This is a genomic window from Ruegeria sp. CF3 (genome assembly GCF_056537365.1).
Genome location: NZ_JBQFRK010000006.1, coordinates 176,100 through 191,943, shown reverse-complemented (window position 1 = coordinate 191,943; position 15,844 = coordinate 176,100). Strand labels below are relative to the sequence as shown.

Below are 15,844 nucleotides of genomic sequence, written 5' to 3'. Positions count from 1 at the left end.
GGTATGATTCCTATGGGTAAGAAGTCTGCGCAACGGATGGGGGAGGTGTCAACGTGATTGCGCAGGATATGGGAGATTGGACCAAGTTATCCACAACATCTTGGCAAAACTACGCGGAGTCCCGCGTATCTCAGTAAGGCGAGCATTCAAAGACCTGATATCCGTAGTCTACGTAATATCCGTAATCAACGCATTCATAGGGACGGCGAAGGAGTGCGCCGAAAATCAGTTTTTCCCCCAGTTCCTGGTCGCAGCCCAGCACGCCCACAGTGACGGCCGCATCGCCAAGAACGTCCAGAAGCGGACAGCCCGAGACCTGCGCCATGGCCAGCGCGGCCCGGTCACGGATCGGACCCAGACGCGGCGCGTATTGCGGGTTCACGCGGACGGCCTCGGCCAGTTCATTGCGGACGCGGACGTCGAAGATACTGCCATTCACCGCGACGCGCGTTGCGGGCAAGTCGCGAAAATAGGGTGTACCACCCGAGCAGGCGGCGAGGCAAAGGAAAGCGAGCACGCGGATCATGCTGCTTTATTAGCGATAATATGGTTAATGAAACCTTTCCCCGGTTCAGGCGCGCAACACTTCTCCTAACCGGCGTATACCCTCGCGGATCGTGTCCTCATCCGAGTTGGAGAAACTCAGTCGAATGGTATTCGACCCGGTGTCGTCGGGATAGAAGGCCTGACCGGGGACAAAGGCCAACTTAACCGTTTCCAGCGCCCTCGCCAGCAGGTCGGCGCCGTTCATTCCCTTGGGCAGAGTGACCCAAATGAACATGCCGCCCTCGGGTCGGGTCCAGTCGACGCCATTGGGCATGTGCTCTTTGAGCGCCTCAAGCATCGCATCGCGGCGCGCGGCATAGGTCTGGCGCAGCATGGGGACATGAGTGTCAAAGCGATCCCGTGCCACCTGATACACCGCCATCTGGTTGATCGTAGAAGAATGCAGATCAGCCGCCTGTTTCAGCAGCACCAATTGCGAGATCACCGGTTTTGCTGCAACCACCCAACCCAGCCGCAACCCCGGTGAAAGAGTTTTCGAGAAGCTGCCGCAATAGATCGTCCGGCAGTTCTCGATCGATCCCTTGCGCGCCTGTTCTAACGCGAGGATCGGAGGGATCGGATCGCCGTCATAGCACAGCGCCTGATAGGCTCCGTCCTCGATCACTGCGCAATCCAATTCATCTGCCAGATCGAGCAGCGCCTCCCTGCCCCGCAGATCGACCGTCTCACCAGTCGGATTTGCAAAATCGGCGGAGAGATAAGCGAATTTGATCGGGCTATTGCCGGCGGCGGCCTGGTATTCGGCAGCCCCGCGATTGCCATTGATGCTAAGCTGGTCAAAGCGTGGCTCATAAGCGTCAAACGCATTGAGCGCGCCCAGATATGTGGGCCACCCAACCAACGCAGTATCACCCGGTGACAAGAACAACTTACCCAAGTAATCCAGCGCTTGCTGCGAGCCTGAGGTGATCAGGATGTTGTCGATTCCGCACGTAACGCCGATCCCACGCATATGGTCGGCCAGCCATTCACGCAGCGGGGCATAGCCCTCGCTGACCGAATATTGCAGCGCCTGCGCCTGTTGATCTGGGCCAAGCGCATTTTGAAACGCTTCGGCGAAAGCCTCTGCTGGAAACAAAGCGGGGTCGGGAATACCGCCTGCGAAGGAAATGATACCGGGCTCGCCCAGCAGTTTCAGCAATTCGCGGATTTCGGAAGCCTTCATCCGAGCGGTTCGGGTGGCGTAGAGCTGATCCATCGTAGGGGGCCTCCTCCGCCCTTGGGTCGCAGATTAGGCAACGCGCCTCTTATGTCAATAATTCTGACCTAATGTTTCAACCTCTGTGAGCGACTTGAACGCCCCTTACAAACGTGGTCAAGTGATTTGACCAATTCCAAGTGGTAGCCACATGCCTTTTCAAAAAGTTCAAACCGAAAAACTGTCACTGGCTGTTGTGCGCCAGATCGAACTGCTGATCCTGCGCGGCATTCTGCGCCCCGGAGAACGCCTGCCCTCAGAACGGGAGCTGGCCGAGCGGATGGGCGTGTCGCGCCCGTCGCTGCGCGAGGCAATCTCGGACCTCCAGGAGCAGGGATTGCTGACTGCCAAGGCCGGATCGGGCATCTATGTGGCCGAGGTTCTGGGCTCGGCCTTCGCGCCAGCTTTGATCCGGTTGTTCGGCAATCACGACGAGGCAGTGTTCGACTATCTCTCATTCCGGCGTGACATGGAGGGTCTAGCGGCTGAGCGTGCCGCCCGCATGGGCTCGGGCAGCGATCTGAAGGTGGTGCAGACCATACTGGACAAGATGGAAGACGCCCACGCCCGCAATGCAGCCGAAGAAGAGGCGCATCTGGACGCCCAGTTCCATATGGCGATCATCGAGGCCAGTCATAACGTGGTGATGCTGCATATGATGCGGTCGATGTTCGATCTGCTGCGGCAGGGCGTATTCTACAACCGACAGATCATGTTCCAGCAACGCACCACCCGCGACGCAATTCTGGACCAGCACCGCGCCATCAACACAGCCCTGCAGGACCGCGACCCGAGAGGGGCACGGAAGGCGGTCGAAGATCATCTGAACTTTGTCAAAAGCTGCATGGCCGATCAGCAGAAGGCCCTGCGCAATGAAGAGATCGCGCAACAGCGTTTGAAGCACGAGACTGGAGAGGTCTGATCCTTCAAACTGGGAGCCACAAAAAGAAAAAACCCGAGAGCCTGAGGCCCTCGGGTTTTTCAAATCATATGATCCAGGCGATCAGTGTAGCTTTTCACCCACATCCGCGATGGATGCATCGATCAACTTATTCGCCTGCGTTGCGGTCATCTGTTTGGCCAGCACGGCGTTGGCTGCCGAAACCGCTACGGTGATGGCCTGATCGCGAACTTCTTTAACTGCAGAAGCCTCGGCCGATGCGATCTGATCCTGCGCCGCGGCCAAACGGCGCGCGATGGATTTTTCCAGATCAACCTTGGCCTGCTCTGCCGCCAAAGCCGCATCTTCTTTGGCTGCGGCTACGATGGCGTCTGCCTGAGACTGCACTTCACGCTGCTTGCGCTCGTACGAGGCCAACAGGCTGCGTGCTTCTTCATGCAGGGCGCGGGCTTCGTCCAGCTCGGCTTGAATACCTTCGGCGCGATTGTCCAGCGCACCACCAATCATACCGGGGACCTTGAAGTAGAACAGGACCGCGATAAAGACGATGAAGCCCAGAGTGACGACAAAGTCAGTGTTGGCAAGCGAGAAGAACGGGCCGCTTGCGGCCAGCGCGGGGCTGGCGGCACCAACGGTCAGGATAAGGGCAAGAGTGTTCCGCATGTCACTTATCCTTTCGTCTGCGCATCTACTGCACTGTTGATGGCTTTGGCATCCGCCTCGCCGCCCAGTGCTGTGACCAGTTCAGCCGCCGTATCCTTGGCAACCACTTGAATGCTTTCCAGCGCACCGGCACGGATTTCGGCAATTGCCTTTTCCGATTCAGCCGCCTTTGCAGCGATTTCCGCATCCGCCTTGGCAATCGCGTCATCCAGACCAGACTGGATTTCGGCGCGGGCTTCCGCTGCGATACGCTGAGCCTCAGAACGGGCATCGGCCAGCGCTTTGTTATAGGCCTCTTCGGCCTCGACCGCTTTGGCCTTCAGATCTTCGGCCGCAGCCAGGTCATTTGTAATGGTCCCCTGGCGTTCAGCCAGGATTGCCGCGATGCGGGGCAGAGCCACGCGGGACAGGACCAGAAAGATGACGACCAGCGTGATGACCAGCCAGAAAATCTGGTTGGGGAACCAATCGAAGCAGAGCTGCGGCATCCCGACGGCGTAGCCGCTGGAATCAACGCATGTGCCTACTACTTCTTCAGCAATGGGTTCAGTCGCCATGATGTCCTCCGTCGGAACGTTGTCTTTACAACAGATGGGCCGCTATGGCTTGGGCCCATCTGCGCGTAAGGATCAGGTTCCGCAGATTATACGGCGAACATCAGCAGCAGCGAGACCAGGAATGCGAAGATGCCCAGCGCTTCTGCGAACGCGATACCGATGAACAGGGTTGCGGTCTGCGAAGCAGCCGCCGAAGGGTTGCGCAGGGCGCCTGCCAGGAAGTTGCCTGCAACGTTGCCCACCCCGATTGCGGCTGCGCCGGAACCGATTGCTGCCAGGCCTGCGCCGATGTGTGCGAGATCGCCTTCCATGAGAATTCTCCTTACGATTTGGAAGTTTCGATGTTGGGGGTTCGGACCTTAGTGCGACGGATGCAGCGCATCTTTCAGATACACACAGGTCAGAATGGTGAAGACGTAGGCCTGAATGAAGGACACGAGGACCTCAAGGCCATACATTGCGGTGATCGCCAGAACCGACACAGGCGAGATCACGGCAATCGCGGCAAAGCCTGCGAACACCTTGATAACCGCGTGGCCTGCCATGACGTTACCGGCAAGACGAATGGAGTGGCTGACCGGGCGTACGAAGTACGAGATCAGCTCGATAATCGCCAGAACAGGGCGCAGCGCCAGCGGCGCGCTGGAGACCCAGAACAAGCCCAAGAACGCAGCGCCGTTCTTGACGAAACCCAAAACGGTCACGGTCAGGAACACGGCCAGCGCCAGCGGGATGGTCACGGCGAAATGCGATGTGGTGGTGAAGGACATGGGCAACATGCCCAGGAAGTTCGCGCAGACGATGAACATGAAAAGGGTCATGACATAGGGGAAGTACTTGACGCCTTCCTTGCCGCAGATGTCTTCCAGCATCTTGTAGATGAAACCATAGGCCAGCTCGGCCACCGACTGCATCCGCGTCGGAACAATGGCGCGCTTGGACGTGCTGAGAACCAGCAGGGCAAAGATCGCCGCAATCGCCAGGAACAGCCACAGGGTCACGTTTGTGGGCGTGTACCAGGCAATCGCACCGTCGCCGAACAACGGCTTGACGATAAACTGGTCCATTGGATGGAAAGCCAGGCTGCTGCCTTTTTCTGCGGTGGTCTCGGTTGCCACGTTCAGTCCCTCTCGTCCTTCTCGGTCGCGCTTGCGGCCGCTTGTTTCTCTTGAACCTCTTTCGCGCTGCGGAGCATAACCTTCACGCCCGCGACAAGGCCCAGCAATGTGAACAGCACCAGAAAGATCGGGATCGTCCCGAGCAGGCTGTCCAGCCCGTATCCGATGCCAAATCCGATCCCCAGACCGGAAACCATTTCGATGACCATCCTCCAGGCAAGCTCGCCTCCGGATACGTCAGCATCCGCACGAGGTTTCGGCGCTTTGGCCTTTTTCGCCGCTTCGATCTTGGCCTCCAGCTGCGCCATACGCTGCTTTTGGTCATCTTCGGTCACGGGCGTTTCCCTCGCACAGTCTTGGGTAGGGTGCTAAGGGGCTGAAGGCGCAGAGTCAACGGCAATGAAGCCGCAGCATGAACGTCGCTAAGTATATGATTTTTATAATAATATTACAGACCACGCGAAACCTGCCGATGGCGTATAATTCGCTGACCGGGCGGATAAGCCTGAATCCGCATATTCAACCAAATGGTTGACCAAACTCGCAGGCTATGGTTCAGCGGAACCATGTCCAACGACCTCGACACTGTCTTCGCAGCCCTCGCCGATCCCACCCGCCGTGCCATCTTAGCGATGCTGCTGGAAGATGACATGGCCGTCACCGACGTGGCCGAACCGTTCGAAATGTCGCTGGCCGCGATTTCAAAGCATCTGGTGATCCTGACCAAAGCAGGTCTGATTTCTCAGGAAAAACGCGGACGGGTGAAGTGGTGCAAACTTGAACCCGACGCGCTTCGTGCGGCCTCGGTTTGGATGCAGGGGTTCGGACAGTTCGAACCGGTCAATCTGGATGCGTTCGAGCGGTTTCTTGAAGTTGAACTGCCCCCGGATGAGGCCTAACGCACAACTAAGACCGACATGCTGGCGTGTTTGGCCAGATATCCCGCGTGGCTGGACAGGATATAGTCTGTGATCCGGGGTGCATGGGTTCCCACAACAATCAGATCGGCCCCCATTTCCTCTGCTGCGTGGGTCAGGTCCTTGTCGATCTCGACCGCGACATCAACCGAATGAATGTTGCGTGTGTCCACCTGCGCCCCGCTTTGCATCGCGATTTCATTGGCGCAGGTCAGCAATTCTTGTTTGATCGCGTCTGTTGTCAGTTGGCTATCCCCAGGCTGTGGGCCGGTGACGCTGACGATGGTCACTTTGGCGCCCTGCCATTTGGCCAAATGCGCGGCAACCTCGGTGGCTTTCTTGACCTCGGGCGGCAAGTGCAGGTCGACCGGGACCATGATGTGTTTGAACATATTGGCGTCCTCCTGATCCTGAGATATGTCGACCCGGGCAGTTCGCCAGTCTGACCCGTCGGGACGATCCAAACGGCAGGCTCAGCCCTCGCGGCTATATTCCACCCCGGTCACAACCCCCGTTGGGTCGGCACGACAGAGCCACGGAGCCTCGGCCCCTGCCACGAATACGCTGGTGACCGAGCCTGTCGGGCTGGACTGGGTAGACATCGCTTTGACACCATCAGGCCCTGTGCCGGTTTCGGCGCCCACCAGAGCTTCGCAGCTGGCTTGCAGGTCCGCCTCTGCAGCGTCTTTCGCGCCACCGGGGGCACAGGCGGACAGCGCCAGCAATGCGGGAATAAGTGACATTGTTTTCATGGCCCAGCTCCTTGGTGGTGACAGGCAGGCTGCCACATCAGGTAGATATCACAAGCTTCAATTCGAGCGCACCGGAGTGTTTGCAGGCGCGTCTTCTCCTTTCAGCAGCAACAACAGCGCAACAGCGGTGAGCCCGGCACCAACCAACACCAATGCCGTCGGCGCAGGACGTCCCAGGGCGATTTCCCACAGGATCACCCAGGTGGGCGTCAGGTAAGTGTAAGCCATGACCTTTGCCGCGGGCAAACGCAGGGCTGCAAACTGAACCAGTACAAAACTGGCGGCGGTCGCAAACAACGAGATATAAAGCAGCGTCACCCAGACAATCCCGGGAAGGTTGCCCCAATCTACTGCACGGATATCGGACCAGCCCCAGACCGTCAGGATCAAACACCCCGCAACCAACGTACCGAAGGTGAACACCACCGCAGGCTCGCCCCGGTTCAATCGCCGTATCATCGGCGTATAGACGGCGTGCGCGGCGCAACCCCAGAAATAGATGATCTCGCCGCCTCCGATCTCGAAGACCTGAAAGGCTTGCCAATCCGCTCTGAAGATCACCCACAGCGCACCGACCGCACCGACCGTCAGGGCCAGCGCCATGCGTGGGGTGGTGATCTGGCGCAGCAGCACCCACCCGGCCAGCGCCGACATGACCGGGGTCAGCGTAAAGACCGCCGCCGCGCTGACCGGGGGAGCGGTTTTCAATCCGTAGAACATCAGGACAAAGTAGGCTCCGAACAATCCGCCAAGCACCAGATAGCGCCATGGTGCCCGAGCCGCGCTGCGCGGAATGCCCGTTGTGGCAATCGCAGCGATGCCGATCACAACCGCCGCAATCGCAAAGCGCGCTGCCGTGATCGCCGACGGTGCGATCTCATTTGCCGCCATTGAGCCAAGCGAGAAACTGCCCGCCACCAAAGCCGAGAATGTTAGCATGGCCAGATGGCCGCGCGCCTGCGGTGTCACGGCAGCCAGCCCTTGGATTGATCTTTCAGGAAGGATAGGAAGGCCTGCACCTTAGTGGTCCGGTGCAGATCCACATGAGTCACCAACCACAGCTTGCCAGACCACTCGGGCAACGGTGCCATCACCTCGACCAGATCGGGATCGCGCGCGGCCTCCCAACGGGCCATAAAGCCGATGCCTGCACCGGCCAGAACAGCCTCTCGCATACAGAAATTATTGGTGCAGCGGAAAGTGATCGCCTGCTCCGGCGCGTTGGCACGCAGCCAGCGGGAAAACGGCGCGCGGCTGTTTTCATCATCATTGCCCACGAAGTAGTGATTGGCGAAATCTGCAACGTTTGCAGGTTTGCCGTGGCGCGCGAGATAGGCCTTGCTAGCGAATAGTCCGACCTCTTGTGGAATGAACGGCTGCACCACATTGTCCGGTTGATCCGGCGCGGCCCCGGCGCGGATCGCCACATGCGCCTCGCCATATTCCAACCGGAACAGGCGGTCGCCGGTCAGATAGCGCACGATCAATCCCGGGTGGGTCTGCTGGAACTCGGTCAGCGTCGGTACGATGAGCGGGGCCAGTGAGGCCAGTGAGGTGACCACGATCTCGCCCGAGACATCGTCTCCGCGCCCCTTCATGCGACCGACCAACTGGTTGAACTGATCTTCGGTTGCCTGCGCGACCCGCAACAGGTCCTCACCCGCTTCGGTTGGTGTGTACCCACGCGCGTGACGCTGGAATAGTTTGACGCCCAACCGTGCCTCGATCGCATCGATATGGCGGATCACGGTGGCGTGGTGCACACCCAGCACATCCGCCGCGCCGCTGACCGTTCCCATGCGCGCCACCTGATAGGCGGTTCTCACTTCATCCCAATTGTCCATTGCATCTGATCCAATGTGCAAATTCTAACAATGCTTGTTGATATATCCGAGTTTTGTTCATGCACGCAACAGCCATATTGGGGCAACAGAAGCTAATTCCGCAACAAAGGACGCCCCGAAATGACCAAAACCATCCTGCATATCGACGCCTCGGCCCGCCGCACTGGATCTGCCACCCGCGATCTGTCCGACCGCGTGGTTCGCCACCTGAACGCCAGCCGCATCATCCGCCGCGATCTGGCCACCCCCCTGCCCCTGCTGACCGAAGACTGGATCGGCGCCAATTTCACCCCCGCCGAACAGCGTGACGCGGTACAGAAAGACCTGCTGGCCCTGTCGGACGAATTGGTGTCCGAGTTGCAAAAGGCCGACACGATCGTCATCGGCCTGCCGATCTACAACTTCTCAGTTCCCGCCGCGTTCAAGGCCTGGATTGATCTGGTCGCCCGTGCCGGTCTGACATTCTCCTATTCCGAAGAAGGACCGAAAGGTCTGCTGGAAGGCAAACGCGCCATCCTTGCTGTTGCATCAGGCGGTACGGCGGTGGGCTCCGAGATCGACTTTGCCACCACCTATGCGCGCCATGTTCTGGGCTTCATCGGCATCCATGATGTCGAAGTCATCGCCGCAGATCGCATGGCACTGGACCCCGAAACAACCCTGTCCAATGCGCAGAAAGCTGTCACCAAACTGGCAGCCTGATTGACCTGCCCCCCTTGAACCGTCCAGTCTGCGCCGAGGCAAATCGGCAGACTGGGCATTTCACATGAAAAAGATTGGAATATTGGGCGGTGTTGGCTGGGCCTCAACTGTCGACTACTACCGGGCGATCGCTGAAGGCGGGGGTCGGTATTTTGCTGAACGCGGCCACGGATCGCCGCTGCCCATCCCACCCATGACCATCGAATCCGTCACCCAAGCCAAAACCCGCGCCTTGCGCGGCGTGGCCGGTGACGAAGACAGCTGGGCCGCTTTCGACGCGGTGTTCCGCGAAGCACTGCTGACTTTGGAACACGCAGGCTGCGATTTCGGCATCATCGCCTCCAATACGCCACACGCGCGGCTTCACGCGATCCGCGAAGGCGTCTCCATGCCTATTCTCAGCATTTTTGACGCAACCGCCGACGCGACCGCCTCGACCGGCGCCACCAATGCTTTGGTCCTTGGAACCGCAGTCACCATGCAGGCCACAAACTATGCCGACCGGCTGGCCGCCGAGGGTATCACGGCAAACACACGCCTGCCCGAGCCTGAGATCGCCGAGATGCAGGCGATGATCGACAGTGATTTCTACGGCGGCGCATCCGACACCGCACATGCGCGCCTGCTGGCCTTCTGCAACAAACACGCCACACCCGGAACCGCGATCTTGCTGGCCTGTACCGAGTTGCCTCTGGCTTTCCCCGATCATCTGGACGATCCGGTGTTCGAGGCGGACGGTCACCTGTTCGTCAACCCCTCCGCCGCCCATGTCGCTGCCGCTTTGAACGAAGCGCTTGAAGGGTGATCACGGCAGCCAGTTTATCTCGCACCCGATCTTATCAAAGAACACCATCAGTTCTTCGCGCGACAAAACGACGGTTCGGTCGTTGACCAAAGGGTGCATGTTGATGACATCGGCCTGTTGCGCGGCGGCGTCCATGAAGAACTTAACGTTGTTCTCAACGCCGTTGATCATCGCCAGCGGACTGACCGCGCCAGGGCGGATGCCGAGGTTCTGGAACAGCCGATCCGCCGAGCCGAAGGACAGGTTGCCAACCCCCAACTCCGCGCCCAGCGCCTTGAGGTCGATCTCGCGGCTCTGTTCCAGCGTCACCAGATAGTTCCGCTTTTTCTTGTCGCGCAGATACAGGTTCTTAAGCCGCAATGTGTTTTCACCCGGCACCATGAACTGGCCCTCGACCCCCATGGCATCCTCAACGGTGCGCAGCGGGATATGAGTATGCAACCGATAGGGCAGCCCCCATTCATCCAACTGCGCCAAAAGCGCATCCGAGCTGATCGGCAACGTATCCTGAAAGGCAGATGATGCGTCCATGGGAACCTCCTCGTATGGCGCGCTCATCGCCCAACCGACAGGTAAATTCAAGCCACGACAGGCGCGGCATTCGGTGCTAGCGTGCCGCCATGAAAGTCACGCGTAACACTCCGAGCCAACTGATCCTGTCCAATACGCCATGGTTCATCGGCATCACGCTGGTTTTCTTCATTCTGGCATTTGTAGGCGCGGGCGTCTTCTTGGCCAGTGAAGGTGGCGAGGGTATCTTGTTCGGCATTTTCTTCGCACTATTCGGCGGAGGCATGGGTTTTGGTGCATTTTGCGCCTTTGTCCGCCGCGTGCAGGTCATACTGGATCGCAATAAAAACAGCATCCTGATCCGCAGACAGTCAGTCTTTGGATATGATGCGGTGGAACATGAGCTCTCGCACCTCTCGCACGCGGAAACCGAAAGCACGACCTCGCGTAGCGACAATGGCACATCGACCCTCTATCGCCCTGTCCTAATACTGGATGAAGGCATGAGCGCCGGGCGGCATCCCATTGTCGAGGCTTATTCCAGCGGGCGCGGCGCGCATCGGCTGGTTGATGCGATCAATGACTGGCTTCCGGCGCGCAAGGTTGACTCTGCCAGCCAATCGGCCTAAATCGCCGCCAACATCCGGAAGCGTTTGATCTTCCGGTCCCTTGAGTCGTTCAGGGATCGCCCCCCACCAGCGAGTTTCGCCCGTGGGGGCGTTTGTGCATTTAACCGACGCGTCCTATCTAGGGCACGCCACCAGATAATCGGCTAAGGAGGCCGAAGGCATGTTTGAAAATCTATCCGAACGCCTTTCCGGCGTCTTTGACCGGCTGACCAAACAGGGTGCCCTGTCTGAAGAAGACGTGAAAACCGCCCTGCGCGAAGTCCGCGTTGCCCTGCTTGAGGCCGACGTCTCGCTGCCGGTGGCGCGCGAGTTCGTCAAGAAAGTACAGGAACAGGCGACCGGTCAAGCTGTCACCAAATCGATCACGCCCGGCCAGCAGGTCGTAAAGATCGTGCACGACGCGTTGGTTGATACACTGCGTGGCGAAGAAGACCCCGGCGCGCTGAAGATCGACAACCCGCCTGCCCCGATCCTGATGGTCGGCCTGCAGGGTTCCGGTAAGACAACCACCACCGGTAAGCTGGCGAAACGCCTGAAAGAGAAAGAGGGCAAGAAGGTCCTGATGGCCTCGCTGGACGTCTATCGCCCGGCGGCGATGGATCAGCTTGCGGTCCTGGGCACGCAGGTTGGTGTAGATACGCTGCCGATCGTTCCCGGCCAGACGCCGGTTGATATCGCCAAGCGCGCCAAGCAACAGGCAACGCTGGGCGGCTATGACGTCTACATGCTCGACACCGCGGGCCGTCTGCATATCGACGAAGTCCTGATGGACGAGGTCGAGCAGGTTCGTAACGTGGTCGACCCGCGTGAGACGCTGCTGGTGGTCGACGGCCTGACCGGTCAGGTCGCTGTTGAAGTGGCCGAAGAGTTTGATGCCAAGGTCGGCATCTCGGGCGTGGTCCTGACCCGTATGGACGGTGACGGGCGCGGCGGTGCGGCGCTGTCGATGCGCGCGGTCACCGGCAAGCCGATCCGCTTTGTTGGTCTGGGCGAGAAGATGGACGCGCTCGAAACCTTCGAGCCGGACCGGATCGCCGGTCGTATTCTGGGCATGGGCGACATCGTTGCTCTGGTCGAAAAAGCCCAGGAAACGATGGAGATGGAACAGACCGAGCGCATGATGAAGCGCATGGTCAAAGGTCAGTTCAACATGAACGACCTGAAAATGCAGCTGGAGCAGATGATCCAGATGGGCGGCATGCAGGGCATGATGGGCATGATGCCGGGCATGAACAAGATGGCCAAGCAGATGGATCAGGCCGGTCTGGACGATAAAATCCTGCGCCAGCAAATCGCGCTGATCCAGTCGATGACCAAACGCGAACGCGCCAACCCGCAACTGCTGCAAGCCAGCCGCAAGAAACGCATCGCCGCCGGTTCGGGTATGGAGGTCAGCGACCTCAACAAGCTGCTCAAGATGCACCGGCAGATGTCCGACATGATGAAAAAGATGGGCAAGATGGGCAAAGGCAAGATGCTGAAACAGGCCATGAAAGGCATGTTCGGCAAAGGCAGCCCCTCGCCTGAGGAAATGGCTGCGGGCATGGACCCCAAGGCGCTGGAACAAGCCGCCAAAGCGATGGGCGGTAAGATGCCCGGCGGTCTGCCCGGACTGGGTGGCGGCATGGGCCTGCCCCCGGGGTTGAGCGGTTTTGGAAAGAAAAAGTGACGTCAGCACGCTGCACCCAGCCCCCGTCCGGAAAGGCGGCGATGGCAGCAGCGCAGTATCGCGCGGCCCTGCCGGTCATTGAGACCCGGCGGCTGGTTCTGCGTGCACCCACTCTGGACGACCTGCCGGTGTGGACATCGATCTGCAAGGACAGCTTTGGCGATACCGAGCAAGACGCCTGGACTGAGTTTTCCTACTACACATCAGGCTGGCTTTTGCATGGTCACGGCTTGTTCACCGTCACGTTTAAAGACGATGATCAGGTCATTGGCTTCGTCATTCTGGGCCTCGAATGGGACGATCACGAGCCCGAGCTTGGCTATATGTTCGATAGCAAGTTCCGCATGCAAGGTTACGCGACCGAAGCGTGCAGCGCCGTTCGCGATTTTGGCTTCGATCTGCTCGGGTCCGGCCAGTTCGTAAGCTACGTTTCGCAGTCCAACGCTCGTTCGAACGCTTTGGCTCAGCGTCTGGGTGCAACGCGCGACGCCGTTGCCGAAAGCGCCTTTGGTCCAACCCAGCATGTCTGGCGATACGGCGAGGTGCAGGCATGACACTTGCCATGGCCATACCAACGCTGGAAACCGAACGCCTGATCATGCGGGCCCCCTGCGAGGCCGATTTTGAGGCTGAGGCAGAGTTTTTTGCCAGCGACGCCTCGAAATTCGTCGGCGGCCCGAAACGCCCGGATGAGACATGGCGCGCTGTTGCGATGCTGTTAGGCCACTGGGCGATGCGGGGATATGGCTTCTGGGGTGTCGAGGAAAAAGACACGGGCACCTATGTAGGCCATGTTGGCTTGTGGAACCCGCATAGCTGGCCCGAGCCCGAAATTGGCTGGACCCTGATGAACCACGCGACCGGCAAGGGCTATGCGACCGAAGCGGCGCTGGCCGCGCGCGCGCATGCCTATGACGTGCTGGGCTGGGAAACCGCAATCTCGCTGATCGATCCGGATAACCTGGGCAGCAAGGCTGTCGCGGAACGGCTGGGCGCGCAGTTTGAATATATGTTCGAACACCCGGCTTTCGGGGCGATGCAGGTCTGGCGTCATTCTGCGCCTGCCGATCTGATAAATGGTGGCGTGGAGGCATACGCATGACCTCGTTCACTATACCCACCGTCGAAACCGATCGCCTGATCCTTCGCGCGCCGCATCTGGACGATCTGCCTGCGATGACCGTGTTCTACGCGACCGAGCGCAGCCATATGGTTGGTGGTCCCAAGGACGCTCTTGGAAGCTGGAGCTCTCTTTCGAACAGATTGGGTCATTGGGCGCTGCGCGGTTATGGTCTGTGGCATTTGACTGAAAAGGCCAGCGGCGCATTCGTGGGATGGGCAGGCATGATCTACGTACCCGGCTGGGCCGAGCCCGAGCTGGGCTGGACGCTGATGGCAGAGGCCGAAGGCAAAGGTCTGGGCTTTGAGGCCGCCGCGGCTGCACGCGACTATGCAGCTCGGCATCAGGGGCTGAACGGTGTGATTTCCTACATCGCCCATGCCAATGACCGCTCGCGCGCTTTGGCCGAACGCCTCGGCGCAACGCTGGAGATTGAGAGAGCCGAGCTTTTGGGCAAGCACGCTCAGATCTGGCGTCATCCGCAGATTGATTTGACCACCGAAAGGACCGGCCAATGAACAACCCCGTGACACAGGCTGCTGCGCTGTTGAAAGACCATCGAGAAAGCATCGACCGGCTGGATGCGATCCTGGTCTATACGCTGGGCGAGCGGTTCAAGCACACGCAGGCCGTTGGCAAGCTCAAGGCCGCACACGACCTTCCCCCGTCCGATCCGTCGCGCGAGGCTGCGCAGATCGCACGGTTAGAAGACCTGGCGAAAGAGGCCGATCTGGACCCCGATTTCGCCAAGGCTTTTCTGAATTTCATCATTCAGGAAGTCATCCGACACCACAAGAAACACCAGAACTAAGCCGGTCTAGCACCGGATACGCCATTCAAAGGAGATACCACCATGGCAATGAAAATTCGTCTCGCCCGCGGCGGCTCGAAAAAGCGTCCCTTCTATCGCATTGTTGCGGCTGATAGCCGTATGCCGCGCGATGGTCGTTTCATCGAAAAACTGGGCACCTACAACCCGCTGCTGCCGAAAGACAGCGAAGAGCGCGTGAAAATGAACATGGAGCGCATCCAGTACTGGCTGGATCAGGGCGCACAGCCCACCGACCGGATCGCACGCATGCTGGAAGCTGCCGGCGCCCGTGACAAGGCCGAGCGCAACAACCCCAACAAGGGCACTCCGGGCAAGAAAGCTCAGGAACGCGCGGAAGAGAAAGCTGCCAAGGCTGCTGAAGCTGCCGAAGCGGCTGCTGCACCGGCTGAAGAAGCTGCTGCAGAAGAATAAGCAGTCGGGCGCGTGCAGGATCAGGCCTTTTCCGACGATTTTCGCACGCAGTTCGATCTGTTGATGCGGCTCCGGCGTGATGTGCGCCGGTTTCGCACCGATGCAATTGACGAGGCAGTGCTCACGCGCTGCCTCGACGCGTTTCGACTGGCCCCTTCTGTTGGGCTCAGCGAACCCTGGCGCGTGATCCGCATCGAAAGTCAGGCCGCGCGCGACGCGGCGCTGAAGAATTTCCAAGCGGCCAACGAGCGGGCGCTGAGCGGGTATTCCGGCGAAAAGGCGCAGCTGTACAGCCAGCTGAAACTGTCCGGGATGAAAGAAGCTCCGGTGCAGCTGGCCGTGTTCTGCGACGATGCCACCGACAAGGGTCAAGGTCTGGGCGCAGGTACTATGCCCGAGATGCGGCGCTATTCTGTGGTCTCTGCCATCACCCTGTTCTGGCTTGCCTTACGGGCAGAAGGGCTGGGGCTGGGTTGGGTCTCGATCCTCGACCCGGACCAGATGGTGCGCGATCTGGATGTCCCCGAGGACTGGCGGTTGATCGGATATTTCTGCTTGGGCTGGCCCGAGGCCCAATCCGATACGCCGGAACTGGAGCAGGTCGGCTGGGAATGCAGAGACACCTCTCTGCCCATCGAGGTGCGCTAGA

At 59.5% G+C, this 15,844-nt stretch carries 24 protein-coding genes; 12 read left to right on the top strand and 12 right to left on the bottom strand.

Annotation, left to right across the window (positions count from 1 at the left end; genetic code table 11):
* Nucleotides 1-130 precede the first annotated feature (130 nt).
* Together ACR0KC_RS18615 and ACR0KC_RS18610 are read right to left on the bottom strand one after the other, a co-directional pair.
* A complete protein-coding gene (locus tag ACR0KC_RS18615) occupies nucleotides 131-526 on the bottom strand; it encodes a hypothetical protein (protein WP_480772120.1) in 396 nt (131 codons plus the stop codon).
* Nucleotides 527-571: 45 nt separating this feature from the next.
* Entirely contained in the window at nucleotides 572-1,765 is a 1,194-nt protein-coding gene (locus ACR0KC_RS18610; RefSeq protein WP_480772119.1) for an aminotransferase-like domain-containing protein, read from the bottom strand.
* Nucleotides 1,766-1,916: 151 nt separating this feature from the next.
* Here ACR0KC_RS18610 and ACR0KC_RS18605 point away from each other — a divergent pair, with 151 nt between their 5' ends.
* Nucleotides 1,917-2,687: an FCD domain-containing protein gene (locus tag ACR0KC_RS18605; protein ID WP_170733729.1), complete on the top strand. Its 771-nt coding sequence runs from the start codon at nucleotides 1,917-1,919 to the stop codon at nucleotides 2,685-2,687.
* An 81-nt stretch (nucleotides 2,688-2,768) separates the two neighbouring features.
* Here the strand turns inward: ACR0KC_RS18605 and ACR0KC_RS18600 are convergent, their stop codons facing one another.
* The 5 genes from ACR0KC_RS18600 to ACR0KC_RS18580 all read right to left on the bottom strand — a co-directional run bounded on the left by ACR0KC_RS18600 (nucleotide 2,769) and on the right by ACR0KC_RS18580 (nucleotide 5,339).
* On the bottom strand, nucleotides 2,769-3,329 hold the full coding sequence (locus tag ACR0KC_RS18600; RefSeq protein ID WP_170609767.1) for a F0F1 ATP synthase subunit B: 561 nt from the start codon (nucleotides 3,327-3,329) through the stop codon (nucleotides 2,769-2,771).
* 5 nt (nucleotides 3,330-3,334) lie between these two features.
* A complete protein-coding gene (locus tag ACR0KC_RS18595; protein ID WP_170392646.1) occupies nucleotides 3,335-3,886 on the bottom strand; it encodes a F0F1 ATP synthase subunit B' in 552 nt (183 codons plus the stop codon).
* 86 nt (nucleotides 3,887-3,972) lie between these two features.
* The gene (locus ACR0KC_RS18590; RefSeq protein ID WP_005981269.1) at nucleotides 3,973-4,197 is read right to left on the bottom strand and encodes a F0F1 ATP synthase subunit C; all 225 of its coding nucleotides are present in this window, start codon (nucleotides 4,195-4,197) and stop codon (nucleotides 3,973-3,975) included.
* 48 nt (nucleotides 4,198-4,245) lie between these two features.
* Nucleotides 4,246-5,004, bottom strand: coding sequence for a F0F1 ATP synthase subunit A (locus ACR0KC_RS18585; RefSeq protein ID WP_170392647.1), 759 nt, complete (start codon nucleotides 5,002-5,004; stop codon nucleotides 4,246-4,248).
* A 2-nt stretch (nucleotides 5,005-5,006) separates the two neighbouring features.
* On the bottom strand, nucleotides 5,007-5,339 hold the full coding sequence (locus ACR0KC_RS18580; RefSeq protein ID WP_170392648.1) for an AtpZ/AtpI family protein: 333 nt from the start codon (nucleotides 5,337-5,339) through the stop codon (nucleotides 5,007-5,009).
* Between the two features lie 231 nt (nucleotides 5,340-5,570).
* Here ACR0KC_RS18580 and ACR0KC_RS18575 point away from each other — a divergent pair, with 231 nt between their 5' ends.
* Nucleotides 5,571-5,903 carry an ArsR/SmtB family transcription factor gene (locus ACR0KC_RS18575; protein ID WP_170392649.1) on the top strand — a complete coding sequence of 111 codons (333 nt, stop codon included), beginning with the start codon at nucleotides 5,571-5,573 and terminating at the stop codon, nucleotides 5,901-5,903.
* On the opposite strand, the gene ACR0KC_RS18570 is transcribed toward ACR0KC_RS18575, so the two are convergent.
* The 4 genes from ACR0KC_RS18570 to ACR0KC_RS18555 all read right to left on the bottom strand — a co-directional run bounded on the left by ACR0KC_RS18570 (nucleotide 5,900) and on the right by ACR0KC_RS18555 (nucleotide 8,517).
* Complete coding sequence (locus ACR0KC_RS18570) at nucleotides 5,900-6,313, bottom strand: universal stress protein (protein ID WP_170565112.1); 414 nt, start codon at nucleotides 6,311-6,313, stop codon at nucleotides 5,900-5,902. The genes ACR0KC_RS18575 and ACR0KC_RS18570 overlap by 4 nt on opposite strands.
* An 81-nt stretch (nucleotides 6,314-6,394) precedes the next feature.
* The gene (locus ACR0KC_RS18565) at nucleotides 6,395-6,673 is read right to left on the bottom strand and encodes a hypothetical protein (protein WP_170425150.1); all 279 of its coding nucleotides are present in this window, start codon (nucleotides 6,671-6,673) and stop codon (nucleotides 6,395-6,397) included.
* 57 nt (nucleotides 6,674-6,730) lie between these two features.
* On the bottom strand, nucleotides 6,731-7,642 hold the full coding sequence (locus tag ACR0KC_RS18560; protein ID WP_480707378.1) for a DMT family transporter: 912 nt from the start codon (nucleotides 7,640-7,642) through the stop codon (nucleotides 6,731-6,733).
* Entirely contained in the window at nucleotides 7,639-8,517 is an 879-nt protein-coding gene (locus tag ACR0KC_RS18555) for a LysR family transcriptional regulator (RefSeq protein WP_170609772.1), read from the bottom strand. The genes ACR0KC_RS18560 and ACR0KC_RS18555 overlap by 4 nt, the downstream gene beginning before the upstream one ends.
* A 120-nt stretch (nucleotides 8,518-8,637) precedes the next feature.
* Here ACR0KC_RS18555 and ACR0KC_RS18550 point away from each other — a divergent pair, with 120 nt between their 5' ends.
* The gene (locus tag ACR0KC_RS18550; RefSeq protein WP_170648517.1) at nucleotides 8,638-9,219 is read left to right on the top strand and encodes an NAD(P)H-dependent oxidoreductase; all 582 of its coding nucleotides are present in this window, start codon (nucleotides 8,638-8,640) and stop codon (nucleotides 9,217-9,219) included.
* Between the two features lie 64 nt (nucleotides 9,220-9,283).
* Nucleotides 9,284-10,024: an aspartate/glutamate racemase family protein gene (locus tag ACR0KC_RS18545; RefSeq protein ID WP_480772118.1), complete on the top strand. Its 741-nt coding sequence runs from the start codon at nucleotides 9,284-9,286 to the stop codon at nucleotides 10,022-10,024.
* Here the strand turns inward: ACR0KC_RS18545 and ACR0KC_RS18540 are convergent, their stop codons facing one another.
* Nucleotides 10,025-10,555 carry a prolyl-tRNA synthetase associated domain-containing protein gene (locus ACR0KC_RS18540; RefSeq protein ID WP_480707377.1) on the bottom strand — a complete coding sequence of 177 codons (531 nt, stop codon included), beginning with the start codon at nucleotides 10,553-10,555 and terminating at the stop codon, nucleotides 10,025-10,027.
* Nucleotides 10,556-10,644: 89 nt separating this feature from the next.
* On the opposite strand from ACR0KC_RS18540, the gene ACR0KC_RS18535 reads away from it, so the two are divergent.
* The 8 genes from ACR0KC_RS18535 (at nucleotide 10,645) to bluB (ending at nucleotide 15,843) form a co-directional block, all read left to right on the top strand.
* The gene (locus ACR0KC_RS18535; protein WP_170802233.1) at nucleotides 10,645-11,163 is read left to right on the top strand and encodes a hypothetical protein; all 519 of its coding nucleotides are present in this window, start codon (nucleotides 10,645-10,647) and stop codon (nucleotides 11,161-11,163) included.
* Between the two features lie 160 nt (nucleotides 11,164-11,323).
* Nucleotides 11,324-12,832 (top strand): signal recognition particle protein, encoded by a 1,509-nt coding sequence (gene ffh, locus ACR0KC_RS18530; protein WP_170392658.1) that lies wholly within the window; start codon nucleotides 11,324-11,326, stop codon nucleotides 12,830-12,832.
* A 41-nt stretch (nucleotides 12,833-12,873) separates the two neighbouring features.
* Nucleotides 12,874-13,386 carry a GNAT family N-acetyltransferase gene (locus tag ACR0KC_RS18525; protein WP_170818882.1) on the top strand — a complete coding sequence of 171 codons (513 nt, stop codon included), beginning with the start codon at nucleotides 12,874-12,876 and terminating at the stop codon, nucleotides 13,384-13,386.
* Nucleotides 13,383-13,934 (top strand): GNAT family N-acetyltransferase, encoded by a 552-nt coding sequence (locus tag ACR0KC_RS18520; RefSeq protein WP_480772117.1) that lies wholly within the window; start codon nucleotides 13,383-13,385, stop codon nucleotides 13,932-13,934. The genes ACR0KC_RS18525 and ACR0KC_RS18520 overlap by 4 nt, the downstream gene beginning before the upstream one ends.
* The gene (locus tag ACR0KC_RS18515; protein ID WP_480772116.1) at nucleotides 13,931-14,470 is read left to right on the top strand and encodes a GNAT family N-acetyltransferase; all 540 of its coding nucleotides are present in this window, start codon (nucleotides 13,931-13,933) and stop codon (nucleotides 14,468-14,470) included. Before ACR0KC_RS18520 ends, ACR0KC_RS18515 begins: the two co-directional genes overlap by 4 nt.
* The gene (locus ACR0KC_RS18510) at nucleotides 14,467-14,763 is read left to right on the top strand and encodes a chorismate mutase (RefSeq protein WP_170392662.1); all 297 of its coding nucleotides are present in this window, start codon (nucleotides 14,467-14,469) and stop codon (nucleotides 14,761-14,763) included. Before ACR0KC_RS18515 ends, ACR0KC_RS18510 begins: the two co-directional genes overlap by 4 nt.
* 42 nt (nucleotides 14,764-14,805) lie before the next feature.
* A complete protein-coding gene (rpsP, locus tag ACR0KC_RS18505) occupies nucleotides 14,806-15,195 on the top strand; it encodes a 30S ribosomal protein S16 (RefSeq protein WP_010437590.1) in 390 nt (129 codons plus the stop codon).
* Between the two features lie 12 nt (nucleotides 15,196-15,207).
* Nucleotides 15,208-15,843: a 5,6-dimethylbenzimidazole synthase gene (gene bluB / locus ACR0KC_RS18500; RefSeq protein ID WP_170402403.1), complete on the top strand. Its 636-nt coding sequence runs from the start codon at nucleotides 15,208-15,210 to the stop codon at nucleotides 15,841-15,843.
* The last annotated feature ends 1 nt before the right edge of the window (nucleotide 15,844 follow it).

Coding starts and splice junctions, on each gene's coding strand:
- ACR0KC_RS18520 (WP_480772117.1), top strand. CDS start 13,383: ATGACACTTGCCATGGCCATACCAACGCTGGAAACCGAACGCCTGATC.
- ACR0KC_RS18515 (WP_480772116.1), top strand. CDS start 13,931: ATGACCTCGTTCACTATACCCACCGTCGAAACCGATCGCCTGATCCTT.
- ACR0KC_RS18545 (WP_480772118.1), top strand. CDS start 9,284: ATGAAAAAGATTGGAATATTGGGCGGTGTTGGCTGGGCCTCAACTGTC.
- ACR0KC_RS18540 (WP_480707377.1), bottom strand. CDS start 10,555: ATGGACGCATCATCTGCCTTTCAGGATACGTTGCCGATCAGCTCGGAT.
- ACR0KC_RS18605 (WP_170733729.1), top strand. CDS start 1,917: ATGCCTTTTCAAAAAGTTCAAACCGAAAAACTGTCACTGGCTGTTGTG.
- ACR0KC_RS18535 (WP_170802233.1), top strand. CDS start 10,645: ATGAAAGTCACGCGTAACACTCCGAGCCAACTGATCCTGTCCAATACG.
- ACR0KC_RS18600 (WP_170609767.1), bottom strand. CDS start 3,329: ATGCGGAACACTCTTGCCCTTATCCTGACCGTTGGTGCCGCCAGCCCC.
- ACR0KC_RS18590 (WP_005981269.1), bottom strand. CDS start 4,197: ATGGAAGGCGATCTCGCACACATCGGCGCAGGCCTGGCAGCAATCGGT.
- rpsP (WP_010437590.1), top strand. CDS start 14,806: ATGGCAATGAAAATTCGTCTCGCCCGCGGCGGCTCGAAAAAGCGTCCC.
- ffh (WP_170392658.1), top strand. CDS start 11,324: ATGTTTGAAAATCTATCCGAACGCCTTTCCGGCGTCTTTGACCGGCTG.
- ACR0KC_RS18575 (WP_170392649.1), top strand. CDS start 5,571: ATGTCCAACGACCTCGACACTGTCTTCGCAGCCCTCGCCGATCCCACC.
- ACR0KC_RS18525 (WP_170818882.1), top strand. CDS start 12,874: ATGGCAGCAGCGCAGTATCGCGCGGCCCTGCCGGTCATTGAGACCCGG.
- ACR0KC_RS18595 (WP_170392646.1), bottom strand. CDS start 3,886: ATGGCGACTGAACCCATTGCTGAAGAAGTAGTAGGCACATGCGTTGAT.
- ACR0KC_RS18570 (WP_170565112.1), bottom strand. CDS start 6,313: ATGTTCAAACACATCATGGTCCCGGTCGACCTGCACTTGCCGCCCGAG.
- ACR0KC_RS18615 (WP_480772120.1), bottom strand. CDS start 526: ATGATCCGCGTGCTCGCTTTCCTTTGCCTCGCCGCCTGCTCGGGTGGT.
- ACR0KC_RS18610 (WP_480772119.1), bottom strand. CDS start 1,765: ATGGATCAGCTCTACGCCACCCGAACCGCTCGGATGAAGGCTTCCGAA.
- ACR0KC_RS18510 (WP_170392662.1), top strand. CDS start 14,467: ATGAACAACCCCGTGACACAGGCTGCTGCGCTGTTGAAAGACCATCGA.
- ACR0KC_RS18565 (WP_170425150.1), bottom strand. CDS start 6,673: ATGAAAACAATGTCACTTATTCCCGCATTGCTGGCGCTGTCCGCCTGT.
- ACR0KC_RS18555 (WP_170609772.1), bottom strand. CDS start 8,517: ATGGACAATTGGGATGAAGTGAGAACCGCCTATCAGGTGGCGCGCATG.
- ACR0KC_RS18550 (WP_170648517.1), top strand. CDS start 8,638: ATGACCAAAACCATCCTGCATATCGACGCCTCGGCCCGCCGCACTGGA.